General features: G+C 71.8%; 19 protein-coding genes. 16 read left to right on the top strand and 3 right to left on the bottom strand.

Annotation, left to right across the window (positions count from 1 at the left end):
* Positions 1-73: 73 nt before the first annotated feature.
* Entirely contained in the window at positions 74-736 is a 663-nt protein-coding gene (locus AB3M83_RS12350) for a TetR/AcrR family transcriptional regulator (RefSeq protein WP_412948569.1), read from the bottom strand.
* A 61-nt stretch (positions 737-797) separates the two neighbouring features.
* On the opposite strand from AB3M83_RS12350, the gene AB3M83_RS12345 reads away from it, so the two are divergent.
* Positions 798-2,312 (top strand): FAD-dependent oxidoreductase, encoded by a 1,515-nt coding sequence (locus AB3M83_RS12345; protein WP_412948567.1) that lies wholly within the window; start codon positions 798-800, stop codon positions 2,310-2,312.
* A gap of 51 nt (positions 2,313-2,363) precedes the next feature.
* Here the strand turns inward: AB3M83_RS12345 and AB3M83_RS12340 are convergent, their stop codons facing one another.
* The gene (locus AB3M83_RS12340; protein WP_412948564.1) at positions 2,364-2,867 is read right to left on the bottom strand and encodes a small multidrug efflux protein; all 504 of its coding nucleotides are present in this window, start codon (positions 2,865-2,867) and stop codon (positions 2,364-2,366) included.
* Between the two features lie 153 nt (positions 2,868-3,020).
* Between AB3M83_RS12340 and AB3M83_RS12335 the strand changes: the two genes are divergently transcribed.
* From AB3M83_RS12335 to sucD, 4 genes are all read left to right on the top strand, one after another.
* Positions 3,021-4,223, top strand: coding sequence for a sensor histidine kinase (locus AB3M83_RS12335; protein ID WP_412948561.1), 1,203 nt, complete (start codon positions 3,021-3,023; stop codon positions 4,221-4,223).
* Positions 4,220-4,822: a response regulator gene (locus AB3M83_RS12330; protein ID WP_412948559.1), complete on the top strand. Its 603-nt coding sequence runs from the start codon at positions 4,220-4,222 to the stop codon at positions 4,820-4,822. The genes AB3M83_RS12335 and AB3M83_RS12330 overlap by 4 nt, the downstream gene beginning before the upstream one ends.
* 124 nt (positions 4,823-4,946) lie before the next feature.
* Positions 4,947-6,113, top strand: coding sequence for an ADP-forming succinate--CoA ligase subunit beta (gene sucC, locus AB3M83_RS12325; protein ID WP_412948557.1), 1,167 nt, complete (start codon positions 4,947-4,949; stop codon positions 6,111-6,113).
* A gap of 17 nt (positions 6,114-6,130) precedes the next feature.
* The gene (sucD, locus tag AB3M83_RS12320; protein ID WP_412948555.1) at positions 6,131-7,033 is read left to right on the top strand and encodes a succinate--CoA ligase subunit alpha; all 903 of its coding nucleotides are present in this window, start codon (positions 6,131-6,133) and stop codon (positions 7,031-7,033) included.
* Positions 7,034-7,101: 68 nt separating this feature from the next.
* On the opposite strand, the gene AB3M83_RS12315 is transcribed toward sucD, so the two are convergent.
* Positions 7,102-8,520 (bottom strand): NCS2 family permease, encoded by a 1,419-nt coding sequence (locus AB3M83_RS12315; RefSeq protein WP_412948553.1) that lies wholly within the window; start codon positions 8,518-8,520, stop codon positions 7,102-7,104.
* Between the two features lie 35 nt (positions 8,521-8,555).
* Here AB3M83_RS12315 and AB3M83_RS12310 point away from each other — a divergent pair, with 35 nt between their 5' ends.
* The 11 genes from AB3M83_RS12310 to AB3M83_RS12260 form a co-directional block, all read left to right on the top strand.
* Positions 8,556-8,900 (top strand): DUF2200 domain-containing protein, encoded by a 345-nt coding sequence (locus AB3M83_RS12310; protein ID WP_412948551.1) that lies wholly within the window; start codon positions 8,556-8,558, stop codon positions 8,898-8,900.
* Positions 8,901-8,918: 18 nt separating this feature from the next.
* A complete protein-coding gene (locus AB3M83_RS12305; RefSeq protein WP_412948549.1) occupies positions 8,919-10,178 on the top strand; it encodes a cell division protein PerM in 1,260 nt (419 codons plus the stop codon).
* A gap of 4 nt (positions 10,179-10,182) precedes the next feature.
* Positions 10,183-10,770, top strand: a complete 588-nt coding sequence (gene purN, locus AB3M83_RS12300; RefSeq protein ID WP_412948546.1) for a phosphoribosylglycinamide formyltransferase — start codon at positions 10,183-10,185, stop codon at positions 10,768-10,770.
* Between the two features lie 16 nt (positions 10,771-10,786).
* Positions 10,787-12,394, top strand: coding sequence for a bifunctional phosphoribosylaminoimidazolecarboxamide formyltransferase/IMP cyclohydrolase (purH, locus tag AB3M83_RS12295; protein ID WP_412948544.1), 1,608 nt, complete (start codon positions 10,787-10,789; stop codon positions 12,392-12,394).
* A 78-nt stretch (positions 12,395-12,472) separates the two neighbouring features.
* Positions 12,473-13,186 (top strand): WXG100-like domain-containing protein, encoded by a 714-nt coding sequence (locus AB3M83_RS12290; protein WP_412948542.1) that lies wholly within the window; start codon positions 12,473-12,475, stop codon positions 13,184-13,186.
* Positions 13,187-13,189: 3 nt separating this feature from the next.
* On the top strand, positions 13,190-13,876 hold the full coding sequence (locus AB3M83_RS12285; protein ID WP_412948540.1) for an HAD family hydrolase: 687 nt from the start codon (positions 13,190-13,192) through the stop codon (positions 13,874-13,876).
* Positions 13,873-15,000: a hypothetical protein gene (locus tag AB3M83_RS12280; RefSeq protein ID WP_412948538.1), complete on the top strand. Its 1,128-nt coding sequence runs from the start codon at positions 13,873-13,875 to the stop codon at positions 14,998-15,000. The genes AB3M83_RS12285 and AB3M83_RS12280 overlap by 4 nt, the downstream gene beginning before the upstream one ends.
* Positions 15,001-15,072: 72 nt before the next feature.
* The gene (locus tag AB3M83_RS12275; protein ID WP_412948535.1) at positions 15,073-15,792 is read left to right on the top strand and encodes a hypothetical protein; all 720 of its coding nucleotides are present in this window, start codon (positions 15,073-15,075) and stop codon (positions 15,790-15,792) included.
* Positions 15,792-16,400, top strand: a complete 609-nt coding sequence (locus tag AB3M83_RS12270; protein WP_412948534.1) for a hypothetical protein — start codon at positions 15,792-15,794, stop codon at positions 16,398-16,400. Before AB3M83_RS12275 ends, AB3M83_RS12270 begins: the two co-directional genes overlap by 1 nt.
* A gap of 49 nt (positions 16,401-16,449) precedes the next feature.
* On the top strand, positions 16,450-17,325 hold the full coding sequence (locus AB3M83_RS12265) for a hypothetical protein (RefSeq protein ID WP_412948531.1): 876 nt from the start codon (positions 16,450-16,452) through the stop codon (positions 17,323-17,325).
* The coding region (locus AB3M83_RS12260; protein ID WP_412948528.1) for an RDD family protein at positions 17,322-18,277 on the top strand (956 nt) is incomplete at its 3' end. The genes AB3M83_RS12265 and AB3M83_RS12260, both read left to right, overlap by 4 nt.

Below are 18,277 nucleotides of genomic sequence, written 5' to 3'. Positions count from 1 at the left end.
TCAGATTACGCCGGGTCCTGGCATCGGGTGCCGATACCGCTGAGACGCGGTGCCACCCGGTACCGGTCCGGTGTCAGCGCAGCGATCCGAGCCGACGGGCGACCTCGGCGGCCGGCATCCGTCGCGGGAACGTCGCCACGACGACATCGTCGTCGGCGGGCGTCTCGCCGTCGGGGTGCACGCCGAAGCGGTGCATCAGGTCGTCGTACGCATCGGTGAGAGCGGATGCCGGCACGCGCTTGGTGCCACGCAGCAGGCGACGCAGCACGTGATTGTGGACGGCGGTCACCATCGCGGCGTACGCCACGGCGTCGACCGGATCGAGGCCGGGCAGCGCCTGGCGGAGGTACTCGTCGAACAGCCGCTCGTAGCGGAACACGGTGACGATCTCGCGGTCACGCAGGGACGGCACGTCGCGGACGACGGCGTAGCGGCGGCGGGCGAGCTCGGGGTCGGCGGCGAAATGGCGGAACACCTGCACGGACGCCTCGCAGACCGCCGCCCAGGGGCTGTCGTGCGCGCCGGCGAGGAACCCGCGGAGCTGGTCGAGCAGGACCTCGTGGTCGGCGAAGACGACGTCGTCCTTGCCGCCGAACTGACGGAAGAAGGTCGAGCGCGAGACACCCGCCGACTGCGCGATCTGCTCCACGGACGTCTGCTCGTACCCGTGCTCCGCGAACAGCGCGAGCGCGGCCGCCACCACGGCGCTTCCGGCGGCACGAGCGTCATCGACCATGGGGGAGAGCCTACTGTCAAGCAGGTTGTCGCCGGTCGGCGGGGCCGCATTGACTGAAGCAATGACCTCGCTCTGGAAACAGGATGCCCCCGCCGTCGCCGGCCTGCCGTTCGAAGCCGGGACGCGACACGACGTCGTCGTGGTCGGCGCGGGTCTGACGGGGCTCGCCACGGCGCTCGAGCTCGCCCGGGCCGGCATGGACGTCGCGGTCCTCGAGCGCGGCGGCATCGGCGAGCTCGCATCCGGGTCGAACACCGGCAAGGTGTCCCTCCTGCAGGGCACGACGCTGTCCTCGCTCCGCCGCGGTCACCCCGATTCGCTCGTCCGCGCCTACGTCGACGCCAACCGCGACGGCTTCGACTGGATGGTGCGCACCGCCGACGAGCTCGGCGTTCCGACGACCGTGCGCACGGCGTACACGTACGCGCAGACGCCGGACGGCATCGACGCCGTCTACGCCGAGCACGACGCGGCCCGCGAGGCGGGGCTCGACGTCCGCTTCGCGGACGCGGCGGAGACCGGCGCGGCAGCCGTGTCGATGACGGCCGCCGTCGCCCTCGACGGGCAGCGGGCGATCGATCCGATGCGCATGGTCGAGGCGCTCGCCGCCGCGTTCGTCGCGGCCGGCGGCACGCTGCATCTGGGCGTCGCGGTCACGGGTGTCTCGGTGCTGCCGCAGCCGCGGGTGAAGACGGATGCCGGCCCCGTGTTCGCCGATCAGGTCGTGCTCGCCACGGGCACGCCCATCCTCGATCGCGGCCTGTACTTCGCCAAGGTCAGCGGCATGCGCTCGGCGTGCGTGTCGTTCGAGCTGGAAGGACCGCTGCCCGACGGCATGTACCTGTCGGCCGACGAGCCGACCCGCTCGGTGCGGACGGTGACGGCGGACGACGGGCCGTCCGACGTGGCGCAGCTGGTCGTCGGAGGCGCCGGGCACCCGGTCGGCCGCGCCGAGTCCGAGCGGGCGCGGCTCGACGAGCTCGCCGAGTGGGCGCGCGGCATGTTCCCGGTGGGCCGGGAGACGCACCGCTGGTCGGCGCAGGACTACACCTCCCACAACCTCGTCCCCTTCGTCGGGGTGCTGCCCCGCTCGCTCGGCCGGGTCCGGCTCGCGACGGGCTACGCCAAGTGGGGCCTCACGAACGCGCCGGCGGCGGCGCTCCGGCTGGCCGCCGAGATCCGCGGCATCCCGCGTGGAGAACGGCCGGCCTGGATGACCCAGCTGGGGACGCGGCTGACGATGCCCGCCGACCTGGCCCGTGGCGTCGCGGCGAACGCGGAGGTCGGGGTGAAGGCGGCGACCGCGTGGACGGATGCCGAGTCCCGGGCCGTGCCCGTGCCTCAGCCCGCCGAGGGCGAGGGCGTCGTCGCGCAGCGACGCGGCCGCCCCGTGGGAATCTCCACCGTCGACGGTGAGACCCGGGCCGTGGATGCGGTCTGCCCGCACCTGGGCGGGGTGCTGGAGTGGAACGACCTCGAGTGCACGTGGGACTGCCCGCTGCACGCGTCGCGGTTCACGGCCGAGGGCCGGCGGATCGAGGGCCCCGCGACGCGCGGCCTCCGCCGCCTCGGCTGACGGCCGCCGGCCGGCGCGCGCGGGGTCCCGCCGCGCGGTCGCCGCGCGGCCTCACAGCGCGGCGGCGATCACTCCGGTGATGATGAGGGTGATGACCGTCGTCCACAGCACGATGGCGGCGCCCTGCCAGAACAGCACGCGACCCGTCGGGACGCCGGTGCCCGTGAGGGCGGCTGCCGTGAACTGCGTCGGCAGGAGCAGCGGGCCGAGCAGGCTCACCCCGGGCGTGCCGTAGCGGTGGTAGGCGTTCTGGAACTTCTCGGCCCGGGCCGACGTCGGCTTCTCGGCACCGGAACCGGCGCGCGTCGTCACGGCGGTGCGGACGCGCGCGGTGACGAGGACGACGACGGCGACGCAGACGAAGTTGCCGATCGCCGCGGCGATCGCCGAGACGACCGGGTGGATGCCCCCGACGATGCCGATCGCCGCGGCGCCCTCGCCCTCGATGAAGGGCACGGCGCCGGCGAGCGCCACGACGAGCGGCTGGAGGAGGTCGGGCATCTGGGAGACGAGGTCCTGGAAGCCGGCGACGAGGTCGGAGACGGGGTTGGACATGAGGTCCTCTCAAGATCGCGCCGATCGGATCTCGATCGGCTCTGATCCATCCCATCGCGGCGGCCGCCGCCGCGGCAGTGTCGCCGCGTCACGCATCGCCGGGAGCATCCGCGGGTCGAGGGGTGACAAACGTCATGGTCGTACTGTGGCGATGTGAGCCTCCCCGACCCCGCACCCTCACGCACCGCGGTCTCGCTCGCGCGGGGCGTCTCCGCCACCGGCTGGTACATCGCGAGCTCGATGGTGTTCTTCCTGCTCGGGACCCTCTTCGTCTGGGCCGTGCACGTGCTCCTCGCCGAGGCAGGAGGGCGCCGTCCCCTCCTCGTCATCGGGGTCGGCGTCGGGTCCGCCCTCGTCCTCGCGGCGACCGCCATCCTGCTCGCCCGCTACCGGCGCGACGGCGACCTCGACGAGCGGGACCGCACGCCGGGGCTCGGTCGCTTCGTCTCCGTGCCGGTCCTCGCGGGCGTGGCGGGCGCCGTCCTGCTGGCCCTCGCGGCGGGGTCGCCGCTCCTCGGGGCATCTCTCGCAGGGTCCGTCCTCTGCCTCGTCCGATGGGGCCCCGGCATCCGCTGGCGCGGCGTCATCCTCCTCGAGGTCGGCCTGGTCTGTCTCTGGTTCCTGGAGCGGGCGACCTCGGCCACGGCCGGGGAGACGTTCCTGATCTCCTTCTTCGCGATCATGCTCCCGCCCGCGCAGGCGCTCTCGCTCTGGTCCTGGGACGTCGTGCTCGAGCTCGACCGCGCCCGCCATGTCGAGGCGCGCCTCGCCGCCGTCCAAGAGCGGCTACGGCTGGCGAGCGACCTCCACGATCTCCAGGGCCACCACCTGCAGGTGATCGCCCTCCAGCTGGAGCTCGCCGAGCGGATGATCGAGCGCGACCCGGATGCCGCCGCCGACCAGATCCGCCTCGCGCGCGCCTCCGTCGACGAGGCCCGCGACGGCACGCGCGCCCTCGCGGGCCGGTTCCGGGGCGTCCCGCTGCCGGACGAGCTCGCCAACGCCGCCGACCTCATGCGGGCCGCGGGTCTGACGGTGTCGCTCGATGTCGATCCGGGCGCGGCATCCGCCCCCGCGGACCTCCTCGGTCCGGTCGTGCGCGAGTCCACGACGAACATCCTCAAGCACGGCGGCGGCCGGTGGGCACGGCTGGGGCTGCACCTGCAGGGAAGCGCGTGGCGCCTCGTCGTGGCCAACGATCCCGGCAGCGGGTCCGCCATCGGCGCGGGTGCCGGGCTCGAGGGGATCGCCCAGCGCGTGGCGGTCGTCGGAGGGGACGCCACGTCGCGACAGGACGCCGAGCGGTTCGAGCTGGTCGTGACGGTCCCCGCCCGCGGAGAAGGAGGAGCGCGATGATCCGCGTGCTGATCGCCGACGACGAGGACATGATCCGGACGGCGCTCGCCGCGCTGCTGCGACTGGAGGACGATCTGGAGGTCATCGCGGAATGCAGCGACGGCGAGACGGCCGTCGCCCTCGCCCTCGAGCTGCGCCCCGACGTCTGCCTGCTGGATCTCGAGATGCCGGGGATCGACGGGGTCGAGGCCGCGGCGCGCATCCGCCAGCGGATCCCCGCCCGCTGCGTGGTCGTCACCCGGCACGCCCGCCCCGGCGTGCTGCGCCGGGCGCTGAGCGCCGGCGTGGACGGCTTCCTGCCGAAGTCCCGTCGCGCGGACGACGTCGCGGCGGTGATCCGGGAGGTCGCTGCCGGCCGCCGGTACGTCGATCCCGAGATCGCGGCGGACGCGCTCAGCGACGAGCGGAGTCCGCTCACCGATCGCGAGCTGGACGTCCTGCGGGCGGGCGCGCGCGGTGAGACGATCGCGCAGATCGCGGCATCCCTGCACCTCTCGGCGGGCACCGTCCGCAACCACGTCTCCTCCGTCCTCGGGAAGCTGGGGCTGGCGACACGGCAGCAGGCGGCCATCCTGGCCCGCGAGCGCGGCTGGATCTGATCCGGCGGCCCCGGTCCCGGCGGGAGCGCTCAGGAGCGGGTAGTAGGCTTTCGACCGGGCGATCTCTTGATATCGAGAGATTTCCAGCGCCCGTCACCCCGCCGTCGCCCAGCGAAGGATTGCAGTGGACCTTTACGAGTACCAGGCACGAGACCTGTTCGAGAAGTACGAGGTGCCGGTGCTCGCCGGCATCATCGCCGACACCCCTGAGGAGGCGAGGGCAGCCGCCGAGAAGATCGGCGGAGTGGTCGTCGTCAAGGCTCAGGTCAAGACCGGAGGTCGCGGCAAGGCCGGCGGCGTCAAGGTCGCCAAGACCCCGGACGAGGCGTTCGAGGCGGCCCAGGCCATCCTCGGCCTCGACATCAAGGGCCACGTCGTCCAGCGCGTCATGATCGCCCAGGGCGCCGACATCGCCGAGGAGTTCTACTTCTCGGTGCTGCTGGACCGCGGCAACCGCTCCTACCTGAGCCTGTGCTCGGTCGAGGGCGGCATGGAGATCGAGGAGCTCGCCGTCGAGCGTCCCGAGGCGCTCGCGCGCATCGAGGTCGACCCGCTGCAGGGCATCGACAAGGCCAAGGCGCTCGAGATCGCGAAGGCCGCGAACTTCCCCGAGGACCTCGTCGAGAAGGTCTCGGACGTGTTCGTCAAGCTGTACGACGTGTACAAGGGCGAGGGCGCGACCCTCGTCGAGGTGAACCCGCTGGTGCGCACCGGCGCCGGCGACATCGTCGCCCTCGACGGCAAGGTGTCCCTGGACGACAACGCCAGCGAGGTGCGCCACCCCGAGCACGAACAGCTCGAGGACAAGGGCGCCGCCGACCCGCTCGAGGCCAAGGCGAAGGCCGCCGGCCTCAACTACGTCAAGCTCGACGGTCAGGTGGGCATCATCGGCAACGGCGCCGGACTGGTCATGTCCACGCTCGACGTCGTCGCCTACGCCGGCGAGGGCCACGGCGGGGTCAAGCCCGCGAACTTCCTCGACATCGGCGGCGGCGCGAACGCGCAGGTCATGGCCGCCGGCCTCGACGTCATCCTCGGCGACGAGCAGGTCAAGAGCGTCTTCGTGAACGTGTTCGGCGGCATCACCAGCTGCGTCGCGGTCGCCGAAGGCATCGTGAAGGCCCTGGAGATCCTGGGCGATTCCGCCACCAAGCCGCTCGTCGTCCGCCTCGACGGCAACCAGGTCGAAGAGGGTCGCGCGATCCTGGCCGACGCGAACCACCCGCTCGTCACGCTCGCCGCGGGCATGGACGAGGGCGCCGACAAGGCCGCCGAGCTGGCGAACGCCTGAGACAGAAGGAACCGAGAATGTCGATCTATCTCAACAAGGACTCCAAGGTCATCGTCCAGGGCATCACCGGCGGCGAGGGCACCAAGCACACCGCGCTCATGCTGAAGGCGGGCACCAACATCGTCGGCGGCGTCAACGCGCGCAAGGCCGGCTCGACCGTCACGCACGAGAAGCCGCATGAGGGCGAGGTCGAGCTGCCGGTCTTCGGCACGGTCGCCGAAGCCATCGAGAAGACGGGCGCCGACGTGTCCATCGCCTTCGTCCCGCCGGCGTTCACGAAGGACGCGATGATCGAGGCCATCGACGCCGGGATCCCGCTGCTCGTCGTCATCACCGAGGGCGTTCCCGTCGGCGACACCGCCGAGGCGTGGGCCTACGCGAAGAGCAAGGGCAACAAGACCCGCATCATCGGCCCGAACTGCCCCGGCATCATCACCCCCGGTGAGGCGCTCGTAGGCATCACGCCCGCGAACATCACCGGCAAGGGCCCGATCGGCCTCGTCTCGAAGTCGGGCACCCTGACCTACCAGATGATGTTCGAGCTGCGCGACCTCGGCTTCTCCACCGCCATCGGCATCGGCGGCGACCCCGTCATCGGGACCACGCACATCGACGCCCTCGAGGCGTTCGAGGCCGACCCCGAGACCAAGGCGATCGTCATGATCGGCGAGATCGGCGGCGACGCCGAAGAGCGCGCCGCCGACTACATCAAGGCGAACGTGACGAAGCCGGTCGTCGGCTACGTCGCCGGGTTCACCGCACCCGAGGGCAAGACCATGGGCCACGCCGGCGCCATCGTCTCCGGCTCCGCGGGCACCGCCCAGGCCAAGAAGGAGGCCCTCGAGGCCGCCGGCGTCAAGGTCGGGAAGACCCCCTCCGAGACCGCCGACCTGGTGCGCGCGATCATCGAGAGCCTGTAGCAGTCGAGCAGGAACGAAGAGGGCCGGATGCCAGTGGCATCCGGCCCTCTTCGTCGGTGCGGGCGGGATCAGACGCCGAGCAGCGCCTCGATCGGCCCGCGGGCGAAGTACAGCACGAACCCGAACGCGACGACCCACAGCAGCCAGTGGACCTGACGCGCCTTGCCCGAGAGCGAGTTGACGACGACCCAGCTGATGAAGCCGGCGCCGATGCCGTTCGCGATCGAGTAGGACAGCGGCATGACGGTCGCCGTGAGGAACACCGGCAGCAGCACGTTGAACTCCGAGAAGTCGATGTGCTTGATCTGCGCCAGCATCATGGCGCCCACGAGGACCAGCGCCGCGGCGGCGATGAAACCGGGGACGAGGCCGGTGACGGGGGTCACGAACATCGCGAGCAGGAACAGCACGCCGGTGACCACGTTCGCGAAGCCGGTGCGGGCTCCCTCGCCGATGCCGGAGCCGGACTCGACGAACACCGTGGCCGACGACGAGGAGGTCGCGCCGCCGACGACGGCGCCGACGCCCTCGACGATCAGCGCCGACTTGATGCGCGGGAAGTCGCCCTTCTCGTCGGCGAGGTCCGCCTCCTTCGCAAGGCCGGTCATCGTTCCCATCGCGTCGAAGAAGTTCGTGAACACGAGCGTGAACACGAACATCAGCAGCGCGACGAAGCCGACCTTGCCGAGGTCGAAGCCGAAGTCGACGTTGCCGACCAGGCTGAGGTCGGGCAGGGCGAACAGTCCGGCCGTCAGGCCGAAGTCGGCCACCGGCGTGAAGAGGTTGGCGAGAGCGGCGAGGATCGTGCCGGCGACGAGGGCGATGAGGATGGCGCCCTTCACCCGCACGGCGATCAGGACGCCGCCGATGAGGAGGGTGACGACGAACAGCAGCGTGTCGATCGACGCGACCGACCCGGCGACGCCGAGCTCCAGCGGCGTGCCCTCGGCGGGACGGACGAAGCCGGCGTTGACGAACCCGATGAAGGAGATGAACAGGCCGATGCCGACCGTGATGGCGAGCTTCAGCTGTACGGGGACGGCGTCGAAGATCATCTTCCGCAGGCCCGTCGCGGCCAGCAGGACGATGATGAGGCCGTTGATGATCGTGAGGGCCATCGCCTCGCCCCACGTCACCTGGCCGACCACGGAGAAGGCGAGGAACGCGTTGATGCCGAGACCCGCGGCGAACGCGAACGGCAGGCGCGTGACGATGCCGAACAGGATCGTCATGAAGCCGGCGGTGAGGGCCGTGCTCGCCGCGACCGCGCCGGGCGGGAGCACCGTCCCCTCGACGTCGGCGGTCGACAGGATGATCGGGTTCAGGATCACGATGTAGGCCATCGTCACGAACGTGACGACGCCACCGCGGACTTCGGTGCCGATCGTGGATCCGCGGCGGGTGATCTCGAAGAAGCGGTCGAGGGCGGAGACGGATGCCGGTGCGCCGGCATCCGTCTGGGGGGAGCGTGTTGGGCTGGTCACCATCCGAGATTAGCGGCGCCAGGGGATACGCTTCCGTCATGCACCGGATCTTCACGACGAGCTTCGCGTCGGTGTACCCCCTGTACCTCGCCAAGGTGGAGCGGAAAGGGCGGACGAAGGCGGAGCTCGATGAGACGATCCGCTGGCTCACGGGCTTCGACGACCGCGCCCTCGCGGCGCAGATCGACAGCGGCTCCACCTTCGAGCAGTTCTTCGCGGCGGCGGACCTCAATCCGGGCGTCGCGGGCATCACCGGCGTCGTCTGCGGCGTGCGCGTCGAGGAGATCGAGGACCCGCTCATGCGCCGCATCCGGTACCTCGACAAGCTCGTCGACGAGCTGGCTCGCGGCAAGGCGCTCGAGAAGGTCCTGCGGGCTCGGTGACGGTAGGGTCGGTTCGGCATGAACCGCCTGCTCGTCTTCCTCCTCGCCGCGCTCGACGCCCTGATCGTCGTCGCCGTCGGCGTCGCTCTCGTGCTCGCGCCGATGACGCTGCTCTGGGCGTTCGGTCTCGGCCTCGAGGCCGACTGGTCGGCGCTCTGGCCGGTCAGCGGCACGGTCTGGCAGCTCGGCCACTTCGTCCCCGTCGAGGTCTCGCTGCCGGAGGAGCTCCTCCTGCTCGGCGGCCTGTCGGAGCAGGCGGGCGAGTTCGGCGTCTCGCTCGCGCCCTCCGCGCTCGCCGTGTTCACCGCGGTGCTCGGCTACCGATCGGGTGCGCGCGCCGCCCGAGCCGGCGCCTGGCCGACCGGAGTGGGTGCGGGCACCCTCGTCGTCGCCGTCCTGGCATCCGTCATCGCCGCCACCAGCGCGACGCAGGTCGCGACGGTCCCGCCCGTCGGCGCGATCCTCGCCCCGGCGCTCGTCTTCGGCGTGCCCGCCCTCATCGGCGCTCTCGTCCGCGCCTGGAGCGACGGTGACGGCGGCCTCGTCGACGCCGTCTCCGACCGGCTCCCCGACGCCGTGCAGGACGCGGTGGACGCCGCGGTGCGCGGGCTCGCGATCTGTCTCACCGGGCTCGTCGGCCTCGGCGCCCTCCTGCTGGCGCTGCTCTTCGTGCTCCGCGGCGGCGAGATCGTGGCGCTCACCCAGGCGGCGCATGCCGACCTCCTCGGTGTCGTCGTGCTGTCGCTCGGCGCCGCCTTCTACCTGCCGACGCTCGTGGTCTGGTTCGCGGGCTTCGTCGCGGGCCCGGGCTTCGCCGTCGGCACCGGGACCGCGGTGTCGCCCGCCGGGACGAGTCTCGGTCCCATCCCCGGCATCCCGGTCCTGGGGGTCGTGCCCGAGTCGACCTCCACGTGGCTGCTGCTGCTCGCCCTGCTCGTCGTGGGCGTGGGGGCGTTCGCGGGCTGGTTCGTCCGCGGCATGCTGCTGACCGGGCAGCCGGATGCCGAGTCGCTCCGCCCGCGGATCGTCGCGCTCGCCGGGCTCGCCGTCGGCAGCGCCCTCGGCGCGGCGACGCTGGCATGGGCGGCACAGGGCGCGCTCGGACCCGGCCGGATGGCGGAGCTCGGACCCGAGCCCGGTGCGCTGGCCCTCGCCGTCGGGCTCGAGATCGGCCTGGGCGCCGCGATCATGCTGTTCTCGCCGCGCCCCGCGGACGAGTACTCGGGCGAGCCGGCGCCCGTCTCACCCGAGGTGTCCTCGGCCGCCCCGCTAGACTGATCCGGTGCTCACGGTCGCCGTTCTCATCTCGGGCACGGGCTCCAATCTGCGTGCCCTGCTCGAAGCCGCCAGCGAACCCGGGTTCCCTGCCCGCGTCATCGCGGTCGGTGCCGACCGCCAGGCCGACGGCTTCGTGCACGCCGAGCACTACGGCATCCCGACCTTCATGGTCCCGTTCGAGGAGTTCGAGACCCGCGAGGACTGGGGCCGCGAGCTCCTCGCCCACCTCGACGTGTGGGCACCCGATCTCGTCATCCTGAGCGGCCTCATGCGCCTGCTGCCGGCCGCCGTCGTCGAGGCGTGGTCGCCGCGGATGCTGAACACCCATCCCGCCTACCTGCCCGAGTTCCCCGGCGCGCACGGCGTGCGCGACGCGCTCGCCGCCGGCGTCTCGGAGACCGGCGCGAGCGTCATCGTCGTCGACAACGGCGTGGACACCGGCCCGATCCTCGCCCAGGAGCGCGTCCCGGTCCTGCCGGACGACACCGAGCACACCCTGCACGAGCGCATCAAGCCCGTCGAGCGGCGCCTGCTGATCGATGCGGTCCGCCGCGTCGCATCCGGCGAGCTCGACCTCACCCAGACCGCCTGACCCGAGGAGAAACCCGATGGCCGGACCGCAGATCGACCCCGCTCTCTACCGTTCGCGCGATGTCGTCCCGGTGCGCCGCGCGCTCATCTCGGTGAGCGAGAAGGCCGGCCTCCTCGAGCTCGCCCAGACGCTGACCGCCTCGGGCGTCGAGATCGTCTCCACCGGCGGCTCGGCCGCGATGCTGCGCGAGGCGGGCCTCGACGTGACGGACGTGTCCGAGATCACCGGCTTCCCCGAGTCGCTCGGCGGCCGCGTCAAGACGCTCCACCCGAGCGTGCACGCGGGCCTGCTGGCCGACCTGCGCCTCGAGGACCACGAGACGCAGCTCGCCGATCTCGGCATCGCGCCCTTCGAGCTCGTCGTCGTGAACCTGTACCCGTTCGTCGAGACGGTGAGCTCCGGGGCGACCGGCGACGCGGTCGTCGAGCAGATCGACATCGGCGGGCCCGCCATGGTCCGCGCCTCCGCGAAGAACTTCGCCAACGTCGCGATCGTCGTCTCGCCCGAGTCGTACCCCGCGATCATCGACGCGGTCCGCGGTGGCGGCACGACCCTCGCCCAGCGCCGCGATCTCGCCGCGCGCGCCTTCGCGCACACGGCGAACTACGACCGTGCCGTGGCGACGTGGTTCGCCGAGGAGAGCCTCGCCGACGAGAACGAGCTGCCGCAGCACCTGACGATCAAGGCCGAGCGCCTCGCCACCCTCCGCTACGGCGAGAACTCGCACCAGCGGGCCGCGATCTACACGCGCGTCGGCGGGCACGGCATCGCCCAGGCCACGCAGCTGCAGGGCAAGGAGATGTCCTACAACAACTACGTCGACGCGGATGCCGCCCTGCGGGCCGCGTTCGACCTCGTGAAGCCCGCGGTCGCGATCATCAAGCACGCGAACCCGTGCGGCATCGCCATCGGCGCCCCGAACGCGCTCGACCCGATCGCCTCGGCCCACCTGCGTGCGCACGAGTGCGACCCGACGTCGGCGTTCGGCGGCGTCATCGCCGCGAACCGCACCGTCACCCTCAAGATGGCGGAGAACCTGCGCGACATCTTCACCGAGGTCATCGTCGCGCCCGCCTTCGAGCCCGCCGCCCTCGAGGTCTTCCGGCTGAAGAAGAACCTGCGCGTGCTCCAGCTGCCCGACGACTGGCGACAGGAGCCCATGGACGTCCGGCTGGTGTCGGGCGGACTGCTGCTGCAGGACGCCGACCGGTTCCCCGACGAGATCGAGTCGCTCGTGGACGGCTGGCAGCTCGTGGCGGGGGAGCGGCCCGCGGACGACGAGCTCAGCAACCTGTCGTTCGCGTGGAAGAGCTGCCGGGCCGTCAAGTCGAACGCCATCGTCCTCGCGAAGAACTCCGCAACGGTCGGCATCGGCATGGGACAGGTGAACCGCGTCGATTCATGCCGGCTCGCCGTCGAGCGCGCCGGGGACCGCGCCGCGGGCTCGGTGGCGGCATCCGACGCGTTCTTCCCGTTCGCAGACGGGCCGCAGGTCCTCATCGACGCCGGGATCACGACGATCATCCAGCCGGGCGGATCCGTCCGCGACCAGGAGGTCATCGACGCCGCCCGTGCCGCCGGAGTGACCATGTACTTCACCGGCGAACGCCACTTCTTCCACTGACCCCCACCGGCGCCGTGCGCGTGGGGAGTTCTCCCCATCGTGCGTCGGGGCCGGGTTCGCATACAGTCGTCGCTGGAGGTGCCCGCCGTGGGAATGATGCTGCCGAATGAGCTGATCTGGGTGATGGAGAAGCTCGGGTTCGACTGGCCCGACATCGACGAGGACGAACTGCGCCGTGGTGCGCAGATGGTCTCGGTGTTCCGGGACGACCTCGAGGACAAGCTGCAGGCGATGGACCGCAAGGTCAACGGCGACCTCGCCGCCGCCATGCGCGGTCAGGCCGGACCCGCCTACGTCGGCGCCTGGAACGCCAACCGGTCGCAGAACCTGCAGCGGCTGCTCGACATCCTGGGCCCCGTGCCCACGGGCGTGGACATCGCCGCGGGAGCCGTCCTGGCTCTGAAGATCAAGGTCATCGCCGACGTGACGTCGACCATGATCGCGCTCGTCGCCATGCTCACGAACCCGGTGACCGCCCTCGGCGCCGGCCCCATGCTGATCATCAAGAAGAAGCTCCTCAACGCGGCGGTGGACGTCGCCGTCGAGCAGGTGCTCAACCAGGTCCTCCCCATGGTGATCGAGCCCCTCGCCGAGGAGCTGCCGGGCGTCATCATGGCCGCCCTCGACTCGCCGATCGTCGAAGCGGTCGCCGGGGACCCGGACGAGTTCTACGCCGACCTGCAGGCGCTGGAGCAGGCCGAGGGCGAGATGCAGCAGCACGCCGCGGACGTCGAGACGCTCACCGAGCGGCTGATGTCGGATCTCGCGAGCCTGAACATCGGAGGGGACTGACCCATGGGGATGAGCCAGGTCACCCGGCAGATCAAGGACTCCCTCGACGGGATGCCGGTGCACGTCCGTCAGCTCGCCGAGATGTTCCGCAAGCACGGCCAGAAGCAGCAGCGCAACACGGGGCGCGTGGACGACCTCGACGCGACGGACGTCCCCGAGGCGCTTCGGGACGGCTGGAAGAAGGACTCGTGGCACACCCCCGACCGTGTCGTGGGGACGGGCAAGTCGAACCGGCCGTACCCGGCGGAGTACCTCGACGCCGACTACATCGAGCAGCACATCCGCCGGTTCGACGGCGGAGCGACGCGGTTCTACAAGCAGGACAGCCTCGGGAAGTACGGCCCCGGCAACGCGGGCACGACGTTCGTCTTCCCGACGTCGGAGATCGACTCGATCATCGAGAGCGCGGGCGGCAACCGCGAGCGGCTCGGCGAGATGCTCGGCCTCGGCAAGGACTTCTTCGAGCCCGGCACCACGATCGTGCGCGCGGACTTCTCGTACGACGAGATCGCCGGCGGCAACCTCCGGATGCCGCGGGGCAACGAGGGCGGCGCGAACGCGCAGTGGATCCCCGGCGGCTACCTCCCCGAAGGCATCCCCGAGGCGGTGTTCACGGTGAACCCGTCCTCGACCGGCGCGAACCCGTCCGTCGGCGGCACCTGGGGTCAGTTCTCCGAGTTCACTCCGTGACGGCGGCGGACGCGGGGGCGGTCCGCTATCCGAAGCGTCTCGAGGTCTTCCGTCTCGAAGCGCTGGGCGACGACCCCTACTACGGGGACGAGGAGGCGAAGGGCCGCTACCTGACCGGACAGGCGCTCACGGTGATCCCCGGCGACGAGCCGATCGAGTGGAAGCTGTCCGTCTCGAGCAGCGAGCATCCGTTCTCGGGTGACAGCTACCGCTTCTCGGTGACCTCGCACACGGCCAGCAAGGCGGTCCTCCGCGAGGTGACGTGGGAGACGGTGGCCGGTGAGCTGTTCTGCCGGCGCATCGTCGACCTGTTCTACCCGAACGGCGATCCCTTCGGCGGGGCGCCGTCGACCGACGTGATCCGGGTCACCCAGCTCTTCTTCACCGACGGCGTGGCGCAGGTCATCCGGACCTCGCCGATCCAGGACGACAGCTTCCGCGAGGTGGCGGATGTGCCCCAGAGCGGGCTCCGCCGTCCGCTCCCCGCCTTCGGGGACTGGGCCGACCTCGTGGCGGCCTCCTCGCCGGACGACATGCCGCGGTTCGGGCTCGACACGATCGACGCCGCCGAGGCCTTCGCCGGGCGCTGCGCGTCCCGGGGAGCGCCCGTCGCGGCCGGCCGCGGGTGGCGCATCGACGGCACCGAGGGCGACGTCCTCGCTGCCGTCCGGGCGATCGTCCGGTTCCAGCCGGTCGAGTCGCCGGTGACCGTCCTCGATCGGGGACCGCTCAGGATCCTGCCGCTCGCCGCGCAGGGCGGCGACCCCCGCTCGGCAGGGCGTGACCCGCACGAGGAGCGCCGCCGCATGAAGGATCTGGCGGACCGCGTGCGGGACGCCTTCGCGCAGCACGAGGGCTCTCCGATCGACGTCGAGCTCGGCCGGCACGGCGACGACCGGGTCGCGGCGTACGCGGCGTCGCTCCGAGCCGCGGGCGCGACGCGGGCGACGTGGTGGGAGTTCGACTCCCTCGGCGTGGTGCTGGTGTGGGCGGGCAGCGAGACCATCGGCGATCTCACGCTCGCCGTGCACATCACGCCGGTGAGCTGGGTCTCGGAGCGGCAGACCAAGCCGGGCGGCGGGTCCATCGACGTCGCGTGGTCGCGCGAGGAGCTCGTGGCGTGAGGAAGACGTCGCCGTCAAGAGCCGGACGGCGATCGGGCGTACGGATAGCATCCCGGAGGAGGAGGGGGTTCCATGGGCATCGGTGGTGAGGTCATCCGGCCGCTGAAGGATTCGCTGGACGGCATGCCGGTCCACGTCCGCCAGCTGGCGGAGCTGTTCCGCAAGCACGGGCAGAAGCAGAACCGCAATACGAACCGGGTCGACGTGCTCGACTCGACCGACGTGCCGGACGCGCTGCGGGACGGCTGGCGGACGGACTCCGATTGGACGCCTGACGCCGTCCTCAGCTGGAAGGGCGACGCACCCGATCCGAGCGACTACCTCGACGCGGATTACATCGCCCAGCACCTGGCGCGCTTCGATGACGGCGCCAGCCGGATCTACTTCTCCGACACCCTCCATCAGTTCGGCCCCGGGCAGCGCGACAACACGACGTTCGTCTTCCCCACGTCCGAACTGCAGAACATCCTCGACGAGAGCGGCGGCAGCGCCAACGAGGTCGCCGACCGCCTGGGTCTCGACCGGGAATGGTTCTTCGACGCCAACGGCGACCCCGTTCCGGTCGAGGTGCGGCACTTCGACCCCTCCGAGCTCAGCAACCTCCGCATCCCGTCGGGCAATGAGGCCGGCGCGAACGACAAGTGGATCCCCGGCGGATACCTGCCCACCGGCATCCCCGAGGCCGTGATCGACGTCCCGCCGTCGGCGACGGGCTTCGGCCCCCCGAGCAACCCGACGGACTACAACCCGGGGCTGTGGCCGGGGACCGCGCAAGGTCTGACCCTGCGCTGATGGACGGACTCACCCACGCCGGCGACGGCCCTCCCTGGCTCGCCGGCCACGCGCATCAGGGCGACGAGGTGCGCTCGCTGTCCGGCGGCGGGACGCTCGGTGTCGCCGAGCAGATCGTCGTCGCCGCCGAGACGTTCGTCGGTCCCACCGGATCGCTCCCGCCGACGGGGGCGATCGCGGACGGCGTCCCGGTTCTCGCCCGCGGAGCCGCGTCGGTCATCCCGCTGTCCTGGCGACCGTCGCCGGCACCGGCCGACGCGTTCGCGGCACGCGCCAACGAGCTGTGGACGGCTGTCCGCGCCGCCTGCGAACACCGTCACGGCGCGGCGCTGTCGGTCGATCTGGGAGACGGCGGCTCCCGCAACGGCTATGTCCGGGAGCTGAACCGAACCGGAGTCCGGCGGGCGGACTGGTGGGAGTCGGGCGGGGCGGCGCTCGTGCTCGTCGTCCACGGCCCGCCGCTGCCGGCGCGCCCCACCGCCACCGCCCTGCACGTCGTGCCGCTCGGGTGGGTCTCGGAGCGTCGCCCGTCGCGCACGGTCGGCCCCGCGGAGCTGTCCTGGTCTGGGATCGACCTCGACGACGCTCACGAGGGGCGACGCGGATGACGCGCGAGTCACGGATAGCCTGGAAGCCGAACCAAGAGGACGGACACTCATGACCGAGACAATCGGAGACATCGACGTGACGCTGGTGCCGCGCATCTACGGCGCGAGCGAGCTCGGCGTGCTGTCACTGACGGCTCCCGGCGCCTCGCACCCTCGCGTCGAGTACGTCGGCGGGGATCTCTTCGTGGGCCTGGACGACGCGCGCGACCACGCCGCGCTGACGCAGGGGCAGGCTGACGCCCTCGGTCGTCCGTTCACCGAGGCGCTCGCCGCCTCGCTCCCCGACGCGGCCGGACCGGCCGACGCGGTCGACGGTGCGCTCGTCATCGACGACGAGGCGGTCGCCGCCGCTGTGCTCCTCGAGCCGGCGCGGCTTCCGGCGGCGGGCCTCTCGGGCGCCCCCGTGGTCTTCGCGCTGTCGCGGCAGCGCGTGGTCGTCGTCGGCTCGGACGACGAGGACGCCGTCGGACGCGTCCTCGACCTCGCCGACGAGCTGTTCGAGGCGGGCGGCCCGCTGGTGAGCGCGCATCCGATCGTCCGGGCGGACGAGGGCTGGGCGCCCTTCCCCTGGCGCGAGCGGTTCCCGTCGCTCGAGCTGCGCTTCGAACGGATACTGCGGCTGTTCAGCGTCCGTGCCTATGACGTCCAGACCGCCGCCCTGCAGCGACCGGACGTCCACATCGCCGAGGCGAAGATCCAGGTGCTGGAGTCCGGCGTCACCGCGACCTACGCCGCGTGGCCGAAGGGGACGGCGACCCTCCTCCCCGTGGTCGACAACGTGATCATCGCCGACCCGTCCGGCCAGCTCAGCGTCGCGACTCTCACCCAATTCCTCGACGCGGCCGGCGACGCCGTCGTGCGGACGGGGCTCTCCCCGGCGCGCTACTTCGTGCCGGGCGATCAGCCGCGAACCTCAGAGGCATGATCTGGGAGATCGATCAGCCGGAGAGCACCCTCGACGGCGTGGACGCCGCCGGTCGGCCCGATCCGGCGTACTCCGCCGCGCTCGGTCTGCTGCCGGCCCCCTACGGGCGTCGGGTGCTGGCATTCGTCGTGGACATCGCGATCTGGACGCTCCTGCAGCTGCCGCTGTGGCTCGGAGCGGTTCCGCTGCTGCTCAAGCTCGCCACCGGGTCGATCTCACCCTACGGATTCGTCAACCATCCGGACTTCGTCTTCGCGGTCGTCATGGCCGCGGTCTCCGTCGCACTCATGCTCGCGTTCGCCCTCGTGCAGTGGATCCTCCACGGCCGCCGCGGTGTCACGATCGGCAAGGCGATGACGGGCATCCGCAGCGTGAACGTGCGGACGCTGGAGCGACCCCGTGCCGGCGCGGTGCTGCTGCGGTTCCTCCTCGTCGGCGCTGCCGGGCTGCTGCCCGCCGTCGGCACCATCGTCATCCTCGTCTCGCCGACCTTCGACCCGCAGCGGCGGGGGCGCGGCCTCCACGACCGCGCCACCGGGGTCTGGCTCGTCGACATCCGGCGAGGGCTGAACCCGTACGACGAGAAGCGGATGCGCATCGCGCGGAAGTCGGTCAAGGCGGAACCGCTTCCCGAGCGCGCTCAGCGGCCCTCCCTCGCGACACCGAGCGACCCCACCAGCCACGTGGACTACCGGCCCGGCAACCGCATCAGCGCGGGCGTCCTCGGCGTCGGCCGTGCACCGGACGCGGCGCCCGCGGCAGCCGATGCCGCACCGGCGGCCGCCCCCGCCGCGCCGGCGCCCGGCGTCATCGACGGTGCGCCGGACTTCGCGGCCGCTGCGCCCGCGGCCGCTGCGCCCGCGTCCCCGGCACCCGCGTCCCTCGCCACACCGGCTCTGCGGGACGTCGCCGCACCGACTCTGCGGGACGTCGCCGCGCCGGCGCCCGAGCG

The sequence above is a fragment of the Microbacterium pasadenense genome (genome assembly GCF_047246565.1).
GTDB lineage: Bacteria > Actinomycetota > Actinomycetes > Actinomycetales > Microbacteriaceae > Microbacterium.
Note: the sequence above shows the minus strand (reverse complement) of the source record. Positions and strands in the feature narration are given on the sequence as shown.

Bases quoted from the DNA above. Each gene is read 5' to 3' on its own strand.
- AB3M83_RS12350 (WP_412948569.1), bottom strand. From the start codon at position 736: ATGGTCGATGACGCTCGTGCCGCCGGAAGCGCCGTGGTGGCGGCCGCG.
- AB3M83_RS12345 (WP_412948567.1), top strand. From the start codon at position 798: ATGACCTCGCTCTGGAAACAGGATGCCCCCGCCGTCGCCGGCCTGCCG.
- AB3M83_RS12340 (WP_412948564.1), bottom strand. From the start codon at position 2,867: ATGTCCAACCCCGTCTCCGACCTCGTCGCCGGCTTCCAGGACCTCGTC.
- AB3M83_RS12330 (WP_412948559.1), top strand. From the start codon at position 4,220: ATGATCCGCGTGCTGATCGCCGACGACGAGGACATGATCCGGACGGCG.
- sucD (WP_412948555.1), top strand. From the start codon at position 6,131: ATGTCGATCTATCTCAACAAGGACTCCAAGGTCATCGTCCAGGGCATC.
- AB3M83_RS12315 (WP_412948553.1), bottom strand. From the start codon at position 8,520: ATGGTGACCAGCCCAACACGCTCCCCCCAGACGGATGCCGGCGCACCG.
- AB3M83_RS12310 (WP_412948551.1), top strand. From the start codon at position 8,556: ATGCACCGGATCTTCACGACGAGCTTCGCGTCGGTGTACCCCCTGTAC.
- AB3M83_RS12305 (WP_412948549.1), top strand. From the start codon at position 8,919: ATGAACCGCCTGCTCGTCTTCCTCCTCGCCGCGCTCGACGCCCTGATC.
- purH (WP_412948544.1), top strand. From the start codon at position 10,787: ATGGCCGGACCGCAGATCGACCCCGCTCTCTACCGTTCGCGCGATGTC.
- AB3M83_RS12285 (WP_412948540.1), top strand. From the start codon at position 13,190: ATGGGGATGAGCCAGGTCACCCGGCAGATCAAGGACTCCCTCGACGGG.
- AB3M83_RS12275 (WP_412948535.1), top strand. From the start codon at position 15,073: ATGGGCATCGGTGGTGAGGTCATCCGGCCGCTGAAGGATTCGCTGGAC.
- AB3M83_RS12270 (WP_412948534.1), top strand. From the start codon at position 15,792: ATGGACGGACTCACCCACGCCGGCGACGGCCCTCCCTGGCTCGCCGGC.
- AB3M83_RS12265 (WP_412948531.1), top strand. From the start codon at position 16,450: ATGACCGAGACAATCGGAGACATCGACGTGACGCTGGTGCCGCGCATC.